Raw genomic sequence first — 19,840 nt, forward strand, 5'->3', positions numbered from 1 at the left:
ACCGACACCAGAACCGAGGTGAACACCGACACCGTCCTCGAGCTCAGCGCCTAACCGAAAACAACAGCAGAAGGATCACCGACCGCTACACCACGTGCTGGGGCTTGACCTACCCCGGTACTCGGTTGGAGGACGTTGTCGCTCTCTACGACTTTGACGCTCGGCTTCGCGCTGCGACCTTCTCCGTGCTTGCGCCGATCGAGCTAGCGATCCGCGCGTTGCTCGGCCATGAGCTCGGGAGGATTGATCCGCGCGCGCATCTCGAGCCGACGCTCCTCGGCCCGACCGCGCGCAACCGTAATGGAGATCAGAGTGATTCGTACAGCCGTTGGCGCAGGAACTACGAAGCGGAACTCGGACAGTCGCGCGAGGACTTCGTCGCGCATCATCATCTCAAGTACGGCGGAACGCTCCCCGTGTGGGCCGCCGTCGAATTGTTGGACTGGGGATCGCTGACCTACCTCTACGGCTACGCGCCACGAAACGTTCAAGACGCCGTCGCTGATGCGTGTGGACTTCGCGCCCCACAGCTGACGAGCTGGCTGAAGTCACTGAACCTCGTACGTAACACGTGCGCTCATCACGGTCGGCTCTTCAACCGAGTCCATACGCTGATGCCGAAGCTACCCAGCGCCGGTACCTATCCTGACCTTGATGCAGCAACGACCGAATGGAATCGCACATTCGGTCAACTGACGCTCATCCAGTTCCTCCTTGACCGACTTGACCTCGGCAGGACGCGGATGCTGCCGACTGTCGTGAAGACCTATCCACACGTCACGCTGCTTCCTCTATCCCATCTGGGTGCAGCGCGCGACTGGCAGATCGCGAGTCGACTGTGGGCCATGTAGGAAGTGCGACCGTGGCAACGTGGCGAGAGGATGTTGTCATGGCCCTTCCAATGGGGTGCATGCAGTTTTCCCCACAGTAGGAGGGCCACGTGACTGCGGATATCTTCATTTCATACGCGTGGACATCCGCGCAGCATCGGCAATGGGTGCGTCTGTTGGCCATTCAGCTCAAAGCGCTCGGCTATGACGTCCTGTTGGACGCCGATGTCGACTATGGGGACTCGCTCACCGGATTCATGCGCCGCGTCACCGATGCTCGGCATGTCCTGCTCATTGTCGATACAAACTACGTGGAACGAGCCGACACGCTCCCAGAATCAGGTGTTGGCAAAGAGAATCGCTGGATCTCGGAGGTGTACGGAGACCGACTGCCTTCTTGGCTGTCCGTCGTGTTCATAGACAACCCGCGACATGCGTTGCCTGCGTGGCTGACTGAGACGACGCCGAAGGGGCTTGACTTCAACTTCGATCCCGATCGACCTGAGCGCGGTCCCGGCGCTGAACAGATCGAGGATCTGTGGCGTTGGCTTCAGGACCTTCCTGCCAATCGCGACGCAGAAACTTCAATGGTGACCCTACGCGAACGAGCAGCCCGTCTCGAGCGGGCTGAATTGCGTCGCGATCCCTCGCAGTGGCACAGTCCAGCCTTGGAGGGTGAAGCGACATTCAGGTACGCCGATGCTCAGCGCAATACGTACACGTGGGGTTTCGGTGACTCAGAGTTTGCGCTGGAGATAACCGGGCAAGGGGCTGATTCGATCTATGTCTATCGAGACCCGGCCCAGATCGCAGCTGTTGGCATCGCCTATGATCGCGCGCTGGACGCGCAGGTTCTCGAGGCGCAGCTGTCGCCGGGACGTACCATGAGTCCGAGCATCGGACAGTCCGTCGTTCTCCTCAACCAATCCGGACGCATAGCGCTTGTGGATGTCCTTGACGTCCAGGATGAGGAGACTGCACCTGCCTATGTCGCCCCGTTCGTGACATTTCGGTGGCGCGTGATCGACGGCTCGTAGCCTTCGTGCGTGCGCGTGTGCTGCACTTCACCACGTGCGCTCATGTGTTCCCAAAGGCACACAATGGAAAGACCCCCGATGCGCATCGGGGGTCTTTTCGGGTCGTGACGCGGACCAAAACTACATTAGTAGAGCGTAGTCCAGAGCGTAGTTTTCAGATCGTCTGATGACTTGAGATTCATAAATCCCTGGTCAGCGAAGAAATACGAAAGCTTGCCGGTCACAAGAGCTTGCTCTACTTCACAGGTTGATCATGTGACCGGCGAGACCGTGGAACGCCTCCTGCAGGGCCTCGGACAGCGTCGGGTGCGTGTGGACGTTCCGCGCCAGCTCGAGGGCCGTGAGGTCCCACTTCTGCGCGAGGGTCAGCTCGGGCAGCAGCTCCGACACGTCGGGGCCGATCAGGTGGCCGCCGACGAGCTCGAGGTGCTCGGCGTCCGCGATGAGCTTGACGAAGCCGACCGGCTCGCCGAGGCCGTGAGCCTTGCCGTTGGCCATGAACGGGAACGTCGCGACCTTGTACTCGCGGCCGGTCTCCTTGTACTGGGCCTCCGTGTAGCCGAACGAGGCGACCTGCGGCGAGCAGAAGGTCGCGCGCGGCATCATGCGGTAGTCGCCGAGGGTCATCGTCTCGGCGCCGCCGATGGTCTCGGCCGCGACGACGCCCTGCGCCTCCGCGACGTGGGCCAGCTGCAGCTTCGCGGTGACGTCGCCGATCGCGTAGATGCCCTCGACGTTGGTGCGCATGTGGTCGTCGATGTCGATCGCGCCGCGCTCGGTGAGCGTCACGCCCGTGTTCTCGAGACCGAAGCCCTCGACGCGCGGGGCGAAGCCGATCGACATGAGCACCTTGTCGGCCTCGATCTGGCCCTTCTCGCCGGTCTTGTTGTCGCTGTAGCTGACGGTGACCTTGTCGCCGGAGTCGACGACGGTCTCGACCTTCGTGGCGACGAGGATGTCGACGCCGAGGTTCTTGTACTGCTTGGCGATCTCCTTGGACACGTCCGGGTCCTCGTTGGGGAGGGCACGGTCGAGGAACTCGATGATCGTGACCTTCACGCCGTAGTTGGTGAGGACGTAGGCGAACTCCATGCCGATGGCGCCCGCGCCGACGATGACGATCGAGCCGGGGAGGTCGCGCGTGAGGATCTGCTCCTCGTAGGTGACGACGTTGTCGCTGAGGGTCACGCCGGGCAGCAGCCGCACCGTCGACCCGGTCGCGATGATCGCGTTGTCGAACGTGACCTCTTCCGTCGAGCCGTCGCTCTTGGTCACCGTGATGGCCTTCGGGCCGGTGAACGATCCGCGACCCTCGTACTCGGTGACCTTGTTCTTCTTCATCAGGTAGTGGATGCCCTTGACGCGGCCGTCGGCGACGACGCGCGAGCGGTCGAACGCCTTGCCGAAGTCGAGCGTGAACTCGCCCGAGATGCCGAAGAAGTCGGCCTTGTGCTTCAGGGTGTGCGCGATCTCGGCGTTCTTCAGGAGCGCCTTCGAGGGGATGCAGCCCACGTTCAGGCAGACACCGCCCCAGTACTTCTCTTCGATGATGGCGACGGACTGCCCGAGCTGGGCGGCGCGGACCGCCGCGACATAGCCACCGGGGCCGGCACCGAGGACGACGACGTTGTAATGAGGCATGCCTCCAGCCTAGTCCTCGTGGGGCGGCCGCGATCTCGCGAGGAGGACGGCCACGAGCGCGCCGCCGGCACCGACGAGGACGATCCCGCCGACGACCAGGAGCCAGGTCATGTCGGTGCCCTCCATCGGGGCGCCCGGAACCTCCGTGGGGCTCGCCGCGGGCGTCGGCGCGCCGTCCGCGTCGCCTCCGACGGTGAAGGTGTACTGACCCGAGACCGGGTGTCCGTCGCTGGAGACGACCCGCCAGACGACGGTGACGGCTCCCGGCTGCGCGGTCGGCGTGAGCGGCTGGGTGAGGCGCGTGCCGCTGAGGACCGGGTCGCCGTCGGTCAGATCGGTGCCCGCGGCATCGGTGACCACGACCTCGGTCGTGCCGGGTTGATCCAGGAGCACGCCGCTGAAGGTGAGGACGAGCTCGTCCGGCGGTGCGTCGACCTGCGACTGCGCGGCGGGTTCCGCGCCGATCAGCTCGTCGTGGGCCGATGCGGGAGCGGCCGTCATGAACGTGCCGACGAGGACCGCCAGCGTGGCCGCGACGATCGCGCCCGCACGCGCGAGCATCTCGACGGGGGAGCGGGGGCGGCGCGGCGGAGCGGGGATCGAGGAAGGCATCCCTGTCAGGGTAGCCGCGGGCGTCGTATGAATTGCGCCTGAGGATCTCCGTGCGCCCGTGACGCCGGAGCCCGATCGGGGTAACGTGCGGATCGGGCGGACGCGCGATCGGCTCTCGACCGCGTCGCCGGCCCGGCGGTGAATCGACCCCACACGAGAGACGAGGTACGAGATGGACGCGATGATGATGGATGCCATGTCGAAGGACATGATGTCGATGGAGGGCATGCCCGCCATGGACATGGCGATGATGCAGGCGTGCATGGACGCCTGTGCGGCCTGCGAGCAGGCGTGCACGGTGTGTGCGACGCAGATGATGGACTGCGCACCTGCGTGCATGAACTGCGCCGACATGTGCAACACGATGATGCGCTCGATGCTGCGGATGCAGGGCATGACCCCCGCCGTCATGATGGCCATGCTCGATGCGTGCATCGCGATGTGTCAGATGTGCATGGACGAGTGCCGCGAGCACGCGGACATGAGTCCGATCTGCGCGATGTGCGCCGACGCGTGCCAGGCGTGCATGGACGCCTGCAGCGCCGTCCGCAGCGCACTCGCCGCCGCCTGAGCGGCGCGGGCTCAGAGCACGGCGACGTTGAACAGGCGCGCGCCGGTGGAGAGGGCGTGGTACCGCTCGTGGAACGAGACGGGCGCGCCGACGACCATCTCGTCCGTCACGCCCCGCCACGCTCCGTTCCAGACGGTGATCGCGCGTCCGTCGAGCGTGTGCACGACGACGGTGCCCTCGGCGGCGTCGACGGCCGAGACGAGGGCGTCGACCCATTCGGTCGGCGTCGCGGAGACGAGGCGCGACTGGATGAGGTGCACCGCGTGGCCGGGGGCGAACGACGAGCAGGCTCCGCCGCGCGCGCACATGCAGATCGCGTCCTGACGCACCGGTGCGGGCGTGAGGCGGTTCTGCGGCGTGGACACGGACGGCTCCTTCGGTCGGCGGGGAGAGCGTCCCCGGGGCGTGTGGATCAGGCTAGGCGCGGCGGCGCTCCGGCGCCCGCGAGACGACACACGGTGCAACAAACGCCCCGCCTGTCCGGGGCGGTCGATGGGGGAGACCGCGCGCGGGCGCATCGGCTAGGCTGGATGAGAGGAGGACAGTGTGAACGAGAACGAGCGCGACGCCGCGGCCGGCGCCGGTGACATCCGACGCGATTCGGGTGCCGGGCGCTCGGTCGACACCACCCAGACCTTCGGGCACGACTCCGATCTGTCCTTCGTGCCGTTCGGCAGCGACCTCACCGAGGCGGAGGCCGAGGCGATCTCGTCGCTCCCGTCGCGTGCGGCACTGCTGCTCGTGCGTTCGGGCCCCACCGCCGGCGCCCGCTACCTGCTGGATTCCGACGTCACCACGGTGGGGCGTCACCCCGAGGCGGACATCTTCTTCGACGACGTGACGGTCTCGCGCCGTCACGCGGAGATCACCCGCACTGGCGGATTCTTCGAGCTGATCGACCAGCGTTCCCTCAACGGGACGTACGTCAACGGCGAGCGCGTCGACCGCGCCGTCCTCGACGACGGCGCAGAGGTGCGCATCGGCAAGTTCCGTCTCAACTTCTTCGTCTCGCCCGCGGACCGCGCCCCGGTGACGGGCGCGTGACTCCGGCGGTATCGCCCCGTGGACGCCCGGCGTCGACGGGGTATCTGAGCATCGGTCAGGTACTGGCCCGGCTGACGCCCGAGTTCCCCGAGCTCAGCGCGAGCAAGCTGCGGTATCTCGAGGAGCAGGGTCTCGTCACGCCGCTGCGCACGGAGGCGGGGTATCGGAAGTTCTCGCCGTCGGACGTGGCGCGTCTGCGCACCGCCCTGACGCTGCAGCGCGACCACGACTTCAAGCTGGCCCGCATCCGCGAGTACCTCGACTCCCACGACGGCGACCACGACGTGACGCTTCCGCCGTCGATCCTCGAGGCGCCGCGTCGCTACCGCCGCGACGACCTGCTGTCGATGGCCGGTGCTCCGGCAGGACTCCTCGACGACGCGGTGAGCGCGGGGCTCGTGGCCGCCGCGGACTCCTACGACGAGCGCGCACTCACCGTGCTGCGCGCGCTCGTGGCGCTCGACGGGCACGGCATCCAGCCGAGGCACGTCCGTGGCATGCGTCAGGCCGCCGAACGCGAGGTCGCCCTCGTGGGCAGCGCGCTCGCGCCGCTCCTGCGCCGCACCGATCCGGCCTCCCGGGCGCGCGCCCATGAACTGGCGCCCGAGCTGCTGCGCCGTCTCGACGAGGTGCGCGCCGCCTTCCTCACGGCCGCTCTCGATCGCCTCGCGCCGTGATCCGATCGCGACACGCCGGGCGGGGGAACGCGGATGTCGTTGCCGGTGGGGTCGCCCTGATCTACCGTGGAAGAACACCCGAGTCCGGCTGGAGGCGAGAATGAGCGCGCGAGACGTGCCCGGTGACGCGCAGTTCGCCACCGAACTGCTGTTCACCGACGGGCTGCCGCAGATGGACGACGAGGTCGGCTACCGCGGCGCCGTCGCCGCACGCGCGGCCGGCATCACGTACCGCCAGCTCGACTACTGGGCTCGGACGGAGCTCGTCGAGCCCACGGTCCGCAGCGCCAAGGGGTCGGGCTCCCAGCGTCTGTACGGCTTCCGGGACATCCTGGTCCTCAAGCTCGTCAAGCGTCTGCTCGACACCGGCATCTCGCTGCAGCAGATCCGCACCGCCGTCGACCAGCTGCGCGCGTCGGGCATCCGGGACCTCGCGGGCACGACCCTCATGAGCGACGGCGCCTCGGTGTACCTGTGCACGTCCAACGACGAGGTCATCGACCTGGTGAGCCGGGGTCAGGGCGTGTTCGGCATCGCCGTCGGCAAGGTCCTCCACGAGGTCGAGTCGACGCTCGTCGACTTCGACCCGCAGGTGCCGGATCCGGTCGACGAGCTCGCCGCGCGCCGCGCCGTCAAGTCGGCCTGACCACGCGCCGCGCCCGTGCGGCGGCGCGTGATCAGGGAGCGTCCTCAGCCCCTCAGCGGGCGTCGGCGAGGCTGTAGCCGCGCTCACCGTGCAGCACCGTGTCGATGCCGGCGAGCTCGTCCTCGTTGCGCACGCGGAAGCCGATCGTCTTCTCGATCGCGGTGCCGATGATCCACGACACCCCGAAGGAGTAGATCGGCACGGCCACCGAGGCGATGACCTGGACGATGAGCTGCTCGAGGTTGCCGCTGTAGATGAGTCCCGTCCCCTGCGCGAAGAAGCCCAGGTACCAGCAGCCGACGATGCCGCCGATGCCGTGCAGGCCGACGACGTCGAGGGAGTCGTCGAAGCCCAGACGGAACTTCAGCTCGATCGCCAGGGCGCAGATCGCGCCCGAGACGACTCCCAGGAGCAGGGCCCATCCGGGGTCGAGGGCCGCGCAGGCGGGTGTGATCGCGATGAGCCCCGCGATCGCTCCGGACCCCGCGCCGATGGAGGTCGCCTTCCCCTCTTTCAGGCGTTCGACGAGCGTCCAGCCGAGGACGCCGGCGCACGCCGCGCCGAGGGTGTTCACGACGATCAGCCCGGCGTGACTGGCGGGCGCGCCGTCCGCGTCGACCGTGCCGAGCAGCCCGAACGCGCCTTCGGCTCCCGTGTTGAACCCGAACCACGCGAAGAAGATGATCGCGACCCCGGTGAGGGCGAGCGGGACGTTGTGGGGGGTGTGCACCCCCTTGGCGAACCCGGTCCTCTTGCCGAGCACCAGGGCGAGGGCGAGCGCGCCCGCCGCGGCGTTGATGTGGGCCGCGGTCCCGCCCGCGTAGTCGATGGTCGCGACGCCGTCGAAGCCGAGGATCGATCCGAGGTTGAAGATCCAGCCGCCCTCGCCCCACACCCACCCCGCCACGGGGAAGTAGACGAAGGTCGCGAACAGCCCGGCGAACAGCAGCCAGGGGCCGAAGCGCGCGCGGTCGGCGATCGCCCCGGACACGATCGCCGTCGTGGCGATCGCGAACGTCGCGCCGAAGGCCGCCCCGATGAGCGTGTCCTGATCGAGGCCGGCGAGGGCGAAGTGCTCCGTGAAGGGGTTGCCGGCGAATCGGAACCCGGGGAAGGAGCCGTCGTTGGCCGCCGTGATCGAGTACATGCCGAACCCGTACAGGATCCACAGCACGCCCACGACGCCCATGGCGCCGAAGCTCAGCATCATCATGCTCACGACCGACTTCGCGCGGACCATGCCGCCGTAGTAGAAGGCGATTCCGGGGGTGATGAACACGCACAGTGCCGTGGCCATGATCGTCCAGGCGACGTTTCCGCTGTCCATATGCGGCGATTCCTTTCGAGAGGGGCGTTCCGCGCCGGACGCGCGGGGGTGGGGTCAGAGGACGAGAGCGGCGGCCATGACGGCGAGCATGGTCGTCATGCTCGCCATCTCGACGGCGTCGAGCCGTACCGCGTGCCGGGCGGAGCCTCCCGCCGCGGCGGTGCGGCGCATCCGGACGACGACGTACGCCGAGTGCACGGCGACGCCCGCGAGGACGACGAGGGCCACGCCGGTGCCGCCGAGGCCGACGTCCCACGCGCTCCCGTGGGAGTGCGCGTGGGAGGCCGGAGTGCCGGCCGAGGACGGCGCGTGGCGCAGTGCCATGGCGAGCATGACGGCGGCCATCGCGAGAGTGCCGGACAGGCGATGCCATCCCATCGCCCGCGCGAGCGATCCGTCGGCCGTGCGGCGCACGCCGTAGGCGGTGACCAGGCACGAGAGCCAGAGGGCGACCGCGCCGCAGACGAGCCAGAGGGGCTCCGGCGATACGGCAGCGGCGACCATCGGGACGAGCATCAGGAGCGCGGCGAGAGTGTTCGCGCCGCGAGAGGCTCGGGTGGCGACCGCGCAGCACGCCGCGACGGCGGCGGGAGCCGCCGCCGCGGCGTGGAGGAGCTGGAGCATCACGACGTCCGGACGGACTCAGTGCGCGTGGCCGGCGTGGTCGTGGCCGGCGTGGTCATGCCCGGCGTGGTCGTGGTCGTGGTCGGCGGAGTGCGGAGCGCACGTCGAGCCGTCGGCCTCCGTCACGGGAAGGTCCAGGGTCGGGTTCTCGTCGAAGAACCCGAACGGCTCGAGGAAGAACCCGAAGCTCTGCGTCGGCATGACGGGCCAGTCCTCGACGCGGACGACGTGGTGGACGCCGAAGGAGTGCCACATGACGATGTCCTCGTCGACGATCGAGTCGTCCCCCGCGATGTAGGCGGGCAGCCCGTCGTGGCCGCGGGACTGGTTCGGGTACTCGCCGGCGGGGTAGCGCTCGTCCTCCTCGTGCTTCGTGACCCAGATCGACTTCGTCGCGAACTGCGCCCGACGCGTGACCCAGGAATCCGGGTGCTTCTTGATCACCACGGGGTCGGTGGCGTTGACCCGGTAGGCGGTCCTCTCCCCGACCTTGTTCGTCCGGTCGCTGCTGACGACCTTCCAGAAGCGGTGCGTCAGCGGCGAGGGCAGCCGGGCGGCCTCTTGCTCCGTGCGCAGCAGCGTCTCCTGCGCGTAGAAGGGGCTGATCGCCGGGTCGCCGTCGTACTCGGTCACCGTCTCGTACTCGAGAACGGAGTTCTTCTCCCCGTCGACCGCCCAGTCCAGGCGTGCGTTGAAGATGTGCTCGTGGATCGGCGCCCACAGGCCGTCGTTGTTCAGCGTCTGGCCGTATTTGTTGACCGCGCCCGGCTCCTGCGCGGCGGTGGACAGGATGCCTGTCGCCTTGACCTCGAGCCGGATCGTGCCGTCGAGGCGCAAATGCCAGTAGAAGGCGTACTCGTAGTTGGCGACGGTCACGATGAACGAGATCACCAGGCGCCGCGAGCGCCGGGTCTGGGCGTCGTTCGTGCGGAAGTCCCAGTGCTTCCACGCGATGGAATCGTCCTCCTCGTGCAGGCAGATCGCGTTCTGGATCGTGAAGGGCTTGCCCTTCGAGGTCACGAGGGTCGCGTCGAAGTACTGGATGTCGCCGAGGCAGTCGCATCCGAGGGTCAGCGAGTTGGTCATGTAGCCGAAGTTGTACTCGCCGGCGTCGAAGGCGTTCTTCTGCTGCTGCGATCGGCTGGGGGCTCCGTAGGGGACCACCATCTCGGTCACGCTCGCGCGGTTGAGGATCGACCGGACCTCCGCGGTGCGGTGGTCCTTCCACGCGATGTTGTGCAGGACGAGGCCCTCGCGAGGCGTGAAGCCGATGTCGAAAGACCAGTCCGCCCACTCGACGTGATGCCCCTCGACCGTGAAGTTGCGGCCCTGCGGGAAGGTGATCTCGAGCGGCTTGATGTCGGTCCGTGCGGGGCCGACGAATCGCGGGAGGTAGTTGTTCTTCTCCTGCGGGACGTGCAGGAAGCCGTCGTCCTCGACGGCGACGACCTCGCCGGCCGCGAGGTCGAACAGGATCGTGAAGTTCTCGACCGGGTGCGCGTAGGGGTTGTCGTCGGGCTCGAGCCGCACGTAGACCAGGGCGCGCATGAGTCGCTTGCCGCTCTGCTCCTCGCCGAAGTAGCCGATCGACCACGGCTCGACACACACGAGCGCCATGTCGGTGATGCCGCGGCGGGCGAGCCCGGCGATCACGTCGGGGTGCTCCACCGAGACCCGCTCGACGTCGGCGAACTCGTCGAGCATGATCGGGGCGTGGATGCCCTCGGCGAGTTCGAGCCACGAGGTCACCTCGCCCGTGGTCAGGTCCACCTCGGCTTCGTAGGTGCGTGCGGTCGCCCGATCGACGAGCACCGCCTCCGCGGAGCGGGAGAACGTGCCGGTGCGCAGCTCGCTGCGGCGCGGCTCGCGCAGGGCGACGCTGCTGAACCGGAACGTGGGCGCGGCGGCGGGCCCGTTCCGGAGCGCCTCGACGGCGGTGCTGATCTCTTCGGCGGTCAGGGGGGCGAGCGGTCGGGTGGTGGTGACGGACGGCATCACGGTTCCTTTCACATGGTCGCCGGTCCCGGCGCGGGGTGCGCGCCGCCGGCGGTGCGACCGAGTGTGACGCGCCGCGGTGTCGGCGGCGTCTCATCACGCGCGCCGAGGGGTTACGCGCCGTGAGAAATCGCGGTCCGGGATTCTCACCCTCGGTAACGTGCCGGAAACGTGCCGGATGCACCCGGGGGCGGCGAGGAGGCGAGAATCGGAGCCACGTGCCGCAGGGGTCGGTGCGATCTGGCCGGAGACGAGGGGGCGACACCGTGCCGACGATGCAGGAGCAGCGGGTGCCCGCCCGGTCGCCCGTGCACGGGCTGAGCCGACGACGCCTGCCCTTCGTGGGCGTCCTCGCCCAGTCCACCGCGGCCGTCGCGCCCGCGGGCGTGATCTCCGTCATCCCGGCGCTCGTGCTCCAGGCCTCCGGCGCGAACCTGCTCCTGACCTTCGGCCTCGCCGCGGCGATCGCGATCCTCGTCGCGGCGTGCATCCGACCCCTCGCGCGGCGGATGGCCGCCGTCAGCGGGCTGTACAGCTACATCGCGCGCGGGCTCGGCCCGGTGGCGGCGCTGTTCGGCGGGTGGTCGGCGGTGTTCGGCTACGCGCTGATCGGGATGACCGGTCTCTACGCGGTGGGGGTGCACCTCACCCGGGTGCTCGCGGCGCTGGGGCTGCCGGCGGGCCCGCTCGTGGCCATCGGCCTCGTCGTCGCGGCGGCCGCCGGCACCACGGTCGCCATGCTCCGCGGCATCCGCACGACCTCGTTCGTCGTCCTCCTCGTCGAAGGCGTCGCGATCGCGATCCTGCTGACGCTCCTCGTCGCCTCGCTCCTCAGCGGCGGAGCCGCGGGCGAGGCGCCCCGCCCGGACACGCGCACCGATCCGGGCAGCATCGCCGTCGGCGTTGTCCTCGCGATCGGGGGGTTCGTCGGGTTCGAGAGCGTCACCACTCTCGGCGGCGAGGCACGCCGCCCTCTCGCCACGATCCCGCGCGCGCTCATGATCACGACCGTGGGCGGCGGGGCGCTCTACCTGGTCGCCGTCGCATTCCAGGAGTACGCCCTACGACGGCACGTGGATCCCGGGCCCGACGGTTCTCTCGTCTCGTTCGTCGCCGCCCCGCACGCCCCCGTCCTCGGCATCGTGATCGACCTCTGCGTCGCGTCGTCCTTCCTCGCGTGCGCGATCTCCTCGCTCAACGCCCTCGTGCGCGTCCTGTTCAGCATGGGCCGCGAGGGCGTCATCCCGGCGGCCTTCGGGCGCACGCATCCGCGGTTCCATTCGCCGAGCGTCGCACTGCTGGCGACGATGCCGGTCGTGACCGCGGTGCCGGTCATGCTCCTGCTCACCGGCGTGCCCGCCGACACCGCCCTCACCTGGCTCCTGCTGCTGAGCTCCTTCGGCTACATCGGCTCCTATCTCCTGGCCTGCGCCGCGATGCCGTTCTTCCTCCGTCGGATCGGCGAGCTCCAACCGCGGTACGCCTGGCTGTCCGGCACGGCGGTCGCCCTGGTGGCCCTCATCGCCGTGGGTGCCACGGCACTGCATCTGGCGAACGAGCCGGAGCTGCCGCTGATCTATCTCGTCGTGCTCTGCGCGGCCGCGGTCCACGCGTTCGCACTGAAGAGGTGGCGCCCCGCGCGGCTGCGGGCGGTCGGCGTGTACGACGAGACCATCGCGTCCGACGTCCTGGATGCCGCATCCCTCTCCGCGGCGGCGCGGCCCGGGGCGTCCGGCGAAGGACGGTGACGCGCTCGCGATGAGCCAGCCTCCGCGCCCTCCCGCCGTCACGGCTCTCGCGGTGCTCCGCGCCGTCGCCCGCCTGGGCTTCGGTGTGACGGCGCGGGAGATCTGCGCCGACCTCCACGCGCCTCCCGCGACGATCTACCGGGTTCTGAACACCCTGGTCGGCGAGGAGTACCTGGTCCGCACCGCCGACCTCCGGGGTTTCGGACTGGGACGGGCCGCGGCGGAGTTCATCGCCGACATCGCGCCGCCGGTCGTCACCACCGCGGCACGGAGCGCGATCGACCGGTTCCGCCGACGCGTCAGGTTCGGCGTCCACGTGCTGGAGTTCCGCGAGTCCTCGCTCGTCGTGGTCGACGAGGACGCCGATCACCCGCTGCGCGCGCGAGCCGACCTGACGCGTGCCCTCCACGCGTCCGCGGCGGGCAAGCTGCTGCTGTCGTCGCGCTCGGCGGAGCGCCCCTCGGCGGGTCGACTGATTCCGCTCGCGTCGCGCACGATCGTCGACCCGGTCGTGCTCGGCCGCGCCCTCGACGAGGTGCGCCGCGACGGCTACGCGCGCGCCGTCGACGAACTGGAAGACGGCTTGACCTGCATCGCGGTGCCGCTGACGGGGAGTGCGCGCGGAGTCGGGGGAGCCCTGTGCCTCGCGGGCGTCACAGAGCGCGCCGACGCACTGGAAGAGCTCGTCCCCGAGGGGATGGAGGCCGCGCGCGCGATCGCGCCGCTGCTCTACTGACCGCGCGTGGTCAGGCGCGCTGTTCGCCGGCGCTGATCCGGCCGGTGCGCATGACGCGGTCGAGCAGGGCGTCGAAGTCGCCCGCGAGCTCCTGGGCGGAGTCCCCCGGCCAGATGTGGAGCGGCTTGGCCGCGCCCTGCGCCTGCTGCAGCGAGGTCCGCTCGGGCAGCTGCGGCGACAGCACCAGCGGGCCGAACATGTCGCGCAGCTCCTTGATGCGGAACTGGTGCTCGATCGACTGCGGACGCACGCGGTTGACCACGATGCCGAGGGGCTGCAGCCGGGGCGACAGCCCGCGCCGGATCTCCTCGATCGCGCGCAGCGCACGGTCCGCGGCGGCGACGGAGAACAGGCCCGGCTCGGTCACCACGATGACCCGGTCGGAGGCCGCCCACGCCGTGCGCGTCAGCGCGTTCAGCGACGGGGCGCAGTCGATGAGGACCAGGTCGTAGTCGCCTTCGATCGTGGCGAGGGCCTCCTCGAGCTTCCAGACGTCGCGGACGCTCGGGTGCGGGCCGTCGAAGTTGATCGCGGACGGGCTGCCGATCATGACGTCGATCGTGCCGGCGTGCACCTTGGCCCAGCCGCTGGAGGTGATGGCCTGACGGACCACCTTCTCCTTGGGATTCGCGAGCACGTCGGCGACGTTGAGCCGACCGGCGACCTGGATGTCCAGCCCCGTCGACACGTCGGACTGCGGGTCGAGGTCGACGACGAGGGTCCGGACGCCCCGGGCGAACGCCGCGGAGGCGAGACCGAGTGTCACGGTCGTCTTGCCGACACCTCCCTTGAGTGAGGAGACGGAGAGTACGTGCACGTTTCCCTACGTTACCGTCCCCTAGGCTGTGAGGACACTCAGGCACTCCGGTCGTGCGACGTCGCGCGCCGGACTCTCCGTGAAGAGGTGAGCATGTTCCGAAAGATCCTGGTCGCGAACCGCGGTGAGATCGCCATCCGAGCCTTCCGCGCCGCCGTCGAGCTCGGCGCACGGACCGTCGCCGTCTTCCCGTGGGAGGACCGCGGATCGCTGCATCGCCAGAAGGCGGACGAGTCCTACGAGATCGGCGAGCCGGGCCATCCGGTCCGCGCCTACCTCACCGTCGACGAGATCATCCGGGTCGCGCTCGCCTCCGGCGCCGATGCGATCTACCCGGGGTACGGGTTCCTCTCAGAGAACCCCGACCTCGCCGCGCGCGCGGCCGAGAACGGCATCGTGTTCATCGGCCCGCCCGCCCGGGCGCTCGAGATGGCCGGCAACAAGGTCACCGCGAAGGAGCACGCGATCGCCGCGGGCGTCCCGGTGCTGCGCTCGACGGAGGCGTCCGAGGACGTCGACGCGCTCGTCGCCCAGGCGGAGGACATCGGCTTCCCGATCTTCGTCAAGGCCGTCGCGGGCGGCGGCGGTCGCGGCATGCGTCGCGTCGAGACGCCAGGAGAACTCCCGCCGGCGATCGCGGCGGCTTCCCGCGAGGCCGTGGCCGCCTTCGGCGACGGCCGTGTGTTCCTGGAGCAGGCCGTCATCCGCCCGCGGCACATCGAGGTGCAGATCCTCGCGGACGCGGACGGCGAGACGGTGCACCTGTTCGAGCGGGACTGCTCGGTGCAGCGGCGCCACCAGAAGGTCATCGAGATCGCCCCGGCGCCGAACCTCGACCCCGCCATCCGCGATGCGCTGCACGCGCACGCGGTGGCCTTCGCGCGCTCGATCGGCTACGTCAACGCCGGCACCGTTGAGTTCCTGCTCGAGACCGCGGGGCCCCGTACCGGCGAGGTCGTCTTCATCGAGATGAACCCCCGTATCCAGGTCGAGCACACGGTGACCGAGGAGGTCACCGACGTCGACCTCGTCCAGTCGCAGATCCGGATCGCGGCGGGGGAGAGCCTCGCCGATCTCGGACTGCGTCAGGAGGACATCCACCTGCGCGGCGCGGCCCTGCAGTGCCGGATCACCACCGAGGACCCCTCCCAAGGGTTCCGCCCCGACACCGGCCGCATCACCACGTATCGCTCGCCGGGCGGCGCGGGCATCCGCCTCGACGGCGGCACGACGGCGGCCGGCTCGCAGATCAGCCCGCACTTCGACTCGATGCTCGCCAAGCTCACCTGCCGCGGGCGCGACTTCCCCGCGGCGGTCACCCGGGCGCGCCGAGCGCTGGCGGAGTTCCGCATCCGCGGCGTCTCGACGAACATCCCGTTCCTCCGAGCCGTGCTCGACGACGCGGCGTTCGTCGCCGGTGACGTGTCGACCTCGTTCATCGACGAACGCCCCGAATTGCTCACCCGACACCCCTCGCGCGACCGTGCCACCAAGCTGCTGAAGTGGCTCGGCGACGTCACGGTGAACCGTCCGTACGGCGAGAAGCCGCTGTCCGTCTCGCCGGGCAGCAAGCTGCCGGCCATCGATCTCGGCGCTCCGCCGCCGCGCGGGGGGAGGGATCTCCTGCGCGAGGTCGGTCCGGTCGGGTTCGCCCAGGCGCTGCGCGCGCAGACGGCGCTCGCCGTCACCGAGACGACGTTCCGCGACGCGCACCAGTCGCTCCTCGCCACCCGCGTGCGCACGCGCGACCTCGTGCGCGTCGGCCCGCACGTGGCCCGCATGACGCCGCAGCTGCTCTCGGTGGAGGCCTGGGGTGGTGCGACCTACGACGTCGCGCTGCGGTTCCTCGCGGAGGATCCGTGGGAGCGGCTCGAGGCGCTGCGCGACGCGATGCCGAACATCCCGATCCAGATGCTGCTGCGCGGACGGAACACCGTCGGCTACACGCCGCGTCCGACGGCGGTCACGGACGCCTTCGTGAAGGAGGCGGCCGCGACGGGCGTCGACGTCTTCCGGATCTTCGACGCGCTCAACGACGTCGACCAGATGGTGCCCGCCATCTCCGCCGTCCTGGAGACCGGCACGGCGGTCGCCGAGGTCGCGGTCTGCTACACCGGGGATCTGCTCGATCCCGCCGAGCCGCTCTACACACTCGACTACTACCTGGGGCTGGCCGACCGGATCGTCGCCGCGGGCGCCCACATCCTCGCGATCAAGGACATGGCGGGGCTCCTGCGGCCTGCCGCCGCGGCACGGCTCGTCTCGGCGCTGCGCGAACGGTTCGACGTGCCGGTGCACGTGCACACGCACGACACGGCGGGTGGCCAGCTCGCGACTCTGCTCGCCGCGAGCGCGGCGGGCGCGGACGCGGTGGATGCGGCCGCCGCCCCGCTGGCGGGGACGACGAGCCAGCCGTCGCTGTCGGCCCTGGTCGCCGCCCTCGCCCACACCGATCGCGACACGGGGCTCGACCTCGCCGCGGTGGGCGCCCTCGAGCCGTACTGGGAGGCGGTGCGCCACCTCTATCGTCCCTTCGAGTCGGGCCTGCCCGGCCCCACCGGCCGCGTCTACCACCACGAGATCCCCGGCGGTCAGCTGTCGAACCTGCGTCAGCAGGCGATCGCCCTGGGTCTCGCGGACGACTTCGAGCGCATCGAGGACATGTACGCGGCCGCGGACCGGATCCTCGGGCGCATCCCGAAGGTGACGCCGTCGTCGAAGGTCGTGGGCGACCTCGCCCTCGCGCTCGTCGCCGCCAACGCGGACCCGGCCGACTTCGAGGAGAATCCGCAGGCCTACGACATCCCCGATTCGGTCGTGGGATTCATGGCGGGAGAGCTCGGCGATCTGCCCGGCGGCTGGCCCGAGCCCTTCCGCACCAAGGTGCTGGCCGGGCGGGACATCCGCGTGGAGATCCCGCCGCTGACGCCGGAGGAGGAGGACGGTCTCGTCGGCGACGCCCAGACCCGCCGCCAGACGCTCAACCGGCTGCTCTTCCCCGGGCCGGCGAAGGAGTTCGAGGCGATGCGCGCGACCTACGGCGACCTGTCGGCGCTGGGCACCCCGGACTACTTCTACGGACTCAAGCCGGGGGAGGAGCACGTCGCCGAGATCGATCCGGGCGTCCAGCTGTACGTGGGTCTGGAAGCCATCGGCGAGCCGGACGCGAACGGCATGCGGACGGTGATGACGACCCTCAACGGCCAGCTTCGACCGGTGTTCGTGCGCGACCGCAGCATCGCGGTGGAGACGCGCCAGGCCGAGAAGGCCGACACGACGACACCCGGACAGGTGGCCGCACCGTTCTCCGGCGTCGTCACCCTGAAGATCGCCGTGGGCGATCTCGTGGTGGCCGGGCAGCCGGTCGCGTCCATCGAGGCGATGAAGATGGAGGCGGCCATCACCGCCCCCGTCGACGGCGTCGTCGAGCGTCTCGCGGTCGCCGCGACGGCGGGAGTCGAGGCCGGCGATCTTTTGGTCGTCGTCCGACCCGCCGACTAGCCTGGGGCGGGGCGCTCCGCGTCCGAGAGACATGGAGTGTGGGAAAGTGGCGCACGAGCGAAACGAGACGGACGGCGACGGCGCCGACAACGGACTGCTGGCCGAGCCTGCCGGGCTGGAGACGACGGGCATCGGCATCGTCGACGGTGCGACGGCGCAGATCGACGTGATGCTCCCGGCCGTCGTCGACGACGACGACCTGGTGGACGACGACGTCGTCGACGACGACGCCTCCCTGGCGGCGTCGCACGTGTCGACGGAGGACGGCGCCGACGGCGGGTCCGCCCACGTGGACCCGGTCGCCGTCGTCGCCGATGACCCGGACGAGGACGAGGCCGTCGCCGGACCCGTCGCCGGACCCGTCGGCGACCGCGCCGCATCCGTCGTCGAGGCCGAGGAGCGGGTCGAGATCGACGCCGATGCGTCTCCCGCGGACGAGGCTCCCTCCCCGGCGACGTCTTCCGTCGTGCCCGTCGCGTCCGCACCCGCGCCGTCGGCGAAGGCCGCGTCGACGGAGGTCGACCACCACGAGCGGTTCCGCCCCCGCACCTCCGAGATCACGCTGCAGTCGCGACGTCTCGGCGACTTCGAGGCGTCCCGCGAGAGCCCCGATCTGCTGACGGCCGATCGACTGCTCGACCCGGCGCACATCGTGCGGCCGGAACCCGAGGGGGCCTGGCAGCACCTCGTGTACCGGCTGTCGGGGCACCGCATCCACCTGGGGGACAGCAAGAGCGCCCGGGCCCGCAAGGAGCTCGACCGGCGCATCGGCGCCCCCCTCCCCGGCGGCGCGCGCTTCGTCCCGGTGCTCTCGCGCAAGGGCGGCGTGGGCAAGAGGACCGTGACGACGCTCCTCGGCATGGCACTGGCGGATGCCCGCGAGGATCGCATCATCGCCGTCGACGCCAATCCCGATCGGGGAACGCTGGCGGAGCGGATCGGCCGCCCCAGCGGCAAGACGGTGCGAGACCTCGTCCGCGTCCGCGCGGACGTGCACGGGTTCAACGACATCTCGCAGCTGGTCGCGCGCGACGACACGCGTCTCGACGTGATCGCGTCGGACGCCGACCCGCACGTGTCCGAGGCGTTCAGCGACACCGACTACCGGGAGGTCGCCGAGGTCGCGGCCCACTTCTACTCCGTCGTGCTCACCGACACGGGCACCGGGATCGTGCACTCGGTGATGTCGTCGACCCTCGAGCACGCCGACGAGCTCGTGATCGTCGCGGGGCTGAGCGTGGACGAGGCGCGCCTCGCGTCGGAGACGCTCACCTGGCTCGAATCGAACGGCTACGGCGACCGGGTGCGCTCGGCCGTGGTCGTCCTCAACACCGCGCGGCCGGGTGCACCGCTCGTGCGCGCGGACGAGCTCGACGCGCACTTCCGCAGCCGCGTGCGCGCCGTCGTGCGCCTTCCGTACGATCCGCACATCGCCTCCGGCAGTGCGATCTCGTTCCGTGATCTGCAGCCGGCGACCCGACTCGCCGCGCGCGAGCTCGCCGCGATCGTCGTCGAGGGCCTTCGCGCCGGAGCACCCGTCTCGTGACCGTCCGCGACATCCGCCTCTTCGGCGATCCCGTCCTGCGCGCCGCGTGCGCGCCCATCGAGCGGATCGACGACGGCGTCCGCGCCCTCGTGCAGGATCTGCTCGACACCGTCGAGCTGCCCGGACGTGCGGGCGTGGCCGCTCCCCAGATCGGGGTCGGTCAGCGTGCGTTCAGCTACAACATCGACGGCGACATCGGATACGTGCTGAACCCCGTCCTCGTCGAGGTGCGCGGCGAGCCGGGTCCCGTGGGCGAGGGATGCCTGTCGGTGCCGGGCCTCTGGCACGACGCCGTGCGCTATCCGTGGGCGCGGGTCGTCGGGATCGACCTCGACGGACGAGAGGTGGTCCTCGAGGGGGACGGCCTGCTCGCGCAAGCGCTGCAGCACGAGACCGACCACCTCGACGGAATGCTCTACCTGTCGCGCCTCACGCCCGAGGATCGCCGGGCGGCCATGCGCGAGGTCCGCGAGAGCTCCTGGTTCTGA

General features: G+C 69.9%; 18 protein-coding genes. 11 read left to right on the forward strand and 7 right to left on the reverse strand.

The window, feature by feature from the left end; all coding sequences use genetic code 11:
• Positions 1-851, forward strand: an 851-nt coding sequence (locus WFI00_RS00005; protein WP_336642268.1) for an Abi family protein, incomplete at its 5' end; no start/stop codon positions are given.
• Positions 852-940: 89 nt separating this feature from the next.
• On the forward strand, positions 941-1,867 hold the full coding sequence (locus tag WFI00_RS00010) for a toll/interleukin-1 receptor domain-containing protein (RefSeq protein ID WP_336633128.1): 927 nt from the start codon (positions 941-943) through the stop codon (positions 1,865-1,867).
• A 240-nt stretch (positions 1,868-2,107) separates the two neighbouring features.
• On the opposite strand, the gene lpdA is transcribed toward WFI00_RS00010, so the two are convergent.
• Positions 2,108-3,508 carry a dihydrolipoyl dehydrogenase gene (lpdA, locus tag WFI00_RS00015; protein ID WP_336633127.1) on the reverse strand — a complete coding sequence of 467 codons (1,401 nt, stop codon included), beginning with the start codon at positions 3,506-3,508 and terminating at the stop codon, positions 2,108-2,110.
• A gap of 9 nt (positions 3,509-3,517) precedes the next feature.
• On the reverse strand, positions 3,518-4,120 hold the full coding sequence (locus tag WFI00_RS00020; protein WP_336633126.1) for a copper resistance CopC family protein: 603 nt from the start codon (positions 4,118-4,120) through the stop codon (positions 3,518-3,520).
• Between the two features lie 172 nt (positions 4,121-4,292).
• On the opposite strand from WFI00_RS00020, the gene WFI00_RS00025 reads away from it, so the two are divergent.
• Positions 4,293-4,691, forward strand: coding sequence for a hypothetical protein (locus tag WFI00_RS00025; RefSeq protein WP_336633125.1), 399 nt, complete (start codon positions 4,293-4,295; stop codon positions 4,689-4,691).
• A gap of 11 nt (positions 4,692-4,702) precedes the next feature.
• On the opposite strand, the gene WFI00_RS00030 is transcribed toward WFI00_RS00025, so the two are convergent.
• On the reverse strand, positions 4,703-5,056 hold the full coding sequence (locus tag WFI00_RS00030; protein ID WP_336633124.1) for a hypothetical protein: 354 nt from the start codon (positions 5,054-5,056) through the stop codon (positions 4,703-4,705).
• Positions 5,057-5,237: 181 nt separating this feature from the next.
• On the opposite strand from WFI00_RS00030, the gene WFI00_RS00035 reads away from it, so the two are divergent.
• From WFI00_RS00035 to WFI00_RS00045, 3 genes are all read left to right on the forward strand, one after another.
• Positions 5,238-5,735 (forward strand): FHA domain-containing protein, encoded by a 498-nt coding sequence (locus WFI00_RS00035; RefSeq protein WP_336633123.1) that lies wholly within the window; start codon positions 5,238-5,240, stop codon positions 5,733-5,735.
• A complete protein-coding gene (gene ftsR / locus WFI00_RS00040) occupies positions 5,732-6,412 on the forward strand; it encodes a transcriptional regulator FtsR (RefSeq protein ID WP_336633122.1) in 681 nt (226 codons plus the stop codon). Before WFI00_RS00035 ends, ftsR begins: the two co-directional genes overlap by 4 nt.
• Positions 6,413-6,512: 100 nt before the next feature.
• Entirely contained in the window at positions 6,513-7,058 is a 546-nt protein-coding gene (locus WFI00_RS00045; RefSeq protein WP_336633121.1) for a MerR family transcriptional regulator, read from the forward strand.
• A 52-nt stretch (positions 7,059-7,110) separates the two neighbouring features.
• On the opposite strand, the gene WFI00_RS00050 is transcribed toward WFI00_RS00045, so the two are convergent.
• From WFI00_RS00050 to WFI00_RS00060, 3 genes are read right to left on the reverse strand one after another with little or no spacing between them, the layout of a single operon-like run.
• On the reverse strand, positions 7,111-8,385 hold the full coding sequence (locus tag WFI00_RS00050) for an ammonium transporter (RefSeq protein WP_336633120.1): 1,275 nt from the start codon (positions 8,383-8,385) through the stop codon (positions 7,111-7,113).
• Positions 8,386-8,439: 54 nt separating this feature from the next.
• On the reverse strand, positions 8,440-9,009 hold the full coding sequence (locus WFI00_RS00055) for a hypothetical protein (RefSeq protein ID WP_336633119.1): 570 nt from the start codon (positions 9,007-9,009) through the stop codon (positions 8,440-8,442).
• A gap of 18 nt (positions 9,010-9,027) precedes the next feature.
• Positions 9,028-11,004 carry a primary-amine oxidase gene (locus WFI00_RS00060; RefSeq protein ID WP_336633118.1) on the reverse strand — a complete coding sequence of 659 codons (1,977 nt, stop codon included), beginning with the start codon at positions 11,002-11,004 and terminating at the stop codon, positions 9,028-9,030.
• Between the two features lie 275 nt (positions 11,005-11,279).
• Between WFI00_RS00060 and WFI00_RS00065 the strand changes: the two genes are divergently transcribed.
• Positions 11,280-12,752 carry an APC family permease gene (locus WFI00_RS00065; protein WP_336633131.1) on the forward strand — a complete coding sequence of 491 codons (1,473 nt, stop codon included), beginning with the start codon at positions 11,280-11,282 and terminating at the stop codon, positions 12,750-12,752.
• A gap of 10 nt (positions 12,753-12,762) precedes the next feature.
• Positions 12,763-13,488 (forward strand): IclR family transcriptional regulator, encoded by a 726-nt coding sequence (locus WFI00_RS00070; RefSeq protein WP_336633117.1) that lies wholly within the window; start codon positions 12,763-12,765, stop codon positions 13,486-13,488.
• Positions 13,489-13,498: 10 nt separating this feature from the next.
• On the opposite strand, the gene WFI00_RS00075 is transcribed toward WFI00_RS00070, so the two are convergent.
• Complete coding sequence (locus tag WFI00_RS00075; RefSeq protein ID WP_336633116.1) at positions 13,499-14,305, reverse strand: ParA family protein; 807 nt, start codon at positions 14,303-14,305, stop codon at positions 13,499-13,501.
• Positions 14,306-14,398: 93 nt separating this feature from the next.
• Here WFI00_RS00075 and WFI00_RS00080 point away from each other — a divergent pair, with 93 nt between their 5' ends.
• From WFI00_RS00080 to WFI00_RS00090, 3 genes are read left to right on the forward strand one after another with little or no spacing between them, the layout of a single operon-like run.
• On the forward strand, positions 14,399-17,806 hold the full coding sequence (locus WFI00_RS00080; RefSeq protein WP_336633115.1) for a pyruvate carboxylase: 3,408 nt from the start codon (positions 14,399-14,401) through the stop codon (positions 17,804-17,806).
• 46 nt (positions 17,807-17,852) lie between these two features.
• On the forward strand, positions 17,853-19,352 hold the full coding sequence (locus tag WFI00_RS00085; protein WP_442928275.1) for a MinD/ParA family ATP-binding protein: 1,500 nt from the start codon (positions 17,853-17,855) through the stop codon (positions 19,350-19,352).
• Positions 19,349-19,840: a peptide deformylase gene (locus WFI00_RS00090; protein WP_336633113.1), complete on the forward strand. Its 492-nt coding sequence runs from the start codon at positions 19,349-19,351 to the stop codon at positions 19,838-19,840. Before WFI00_RS00085 ends, WFI00_RS00090 begins: the two co-directional genes overlap by 4 nt.

The organism is Microbacterium sp. MMO-56, from assembly GCF_037146215.1.
In the GTDB taxonomy this organism is placed as follows: domain Bacteria; phylum Actinomycetota; class Actinomycetes; order Actinomycetales; family Microbacteriaceae; genus Microbacterium.

Bases quoted from the DNA above. Each gene is read 5' to 3' on its own strand.
- WFI00_RS00070 (WP_336633117.1), top strand. From the start codon at position 12,763: ATGAGCCAGCCTCCGCGCCCTCCCGCCGTCACGGCTCTCGCGGTGCTC.
- WFI00_RS00020 (WP_336633126.1), bottom strand. From the start codon at position 4,120: ATGCCTTCCTCGATCCCCGCTCCGCCGCGCCGCCCCCGCTCCCCCGTC.
- WFI00_RS00060 (WP_336633118.1), bottom strand. From the start codon at position 11,004: ATGCCGTCCGTCACCACCACCCGACCGCTCGCCCCCCTGACCGCCGAA.
- WFI00_RS00025 (WP_336633125.1), top strand. From the start codon at position 4,293: ATGGACGCGATGATGATGGATGCCATGTCGAAGGACATGATGTCGATG.
- WFI00_RS00045 (WP_336633121.1), top strand. From the start codon at position 6,513: ATGAGCGCGCGAGACGTGCCCGGTGACGCGCAGTTCGCCACCGAACTG.
- WFI00_RS00055 (WP_336633119.1), bottom strand. From the start codon at position 9,009: ATGCTCCAGCTCCTCCACGCCGCGGCGGCGGCTCCCGCCGCCGTCGCG.
- WFI00_RS00065 (WP_336633131.1), top strand. From the start codon at position 11,280: ATGCAGGAGCAGCGGGTGCCCGCCCGGTCGCCCGTGCACGGGCTGAGC.
- WFI00_RS00080 (WP_336633115.1), top strand. From the start codon at position 14,399: ATGTTCCGAAAGATCCTGGTCGCGAACCGCGGTGAGATCGCCATCCGA.
- WFI00_RS00050 (WP_336633120.1), bottom strand. From the start codon at position 8,385: ATGGACAGCGGAAACGTCGCCTGGACGATCATGGCCACGGCACTGTGC.
- lpdA (WP_336633127.1), bottom strand. From the start codon at position 3,508: ATGCCTCATTACAACGTCGTCGTCCTCGGTGCCGGCCCCGGTGGCTAT.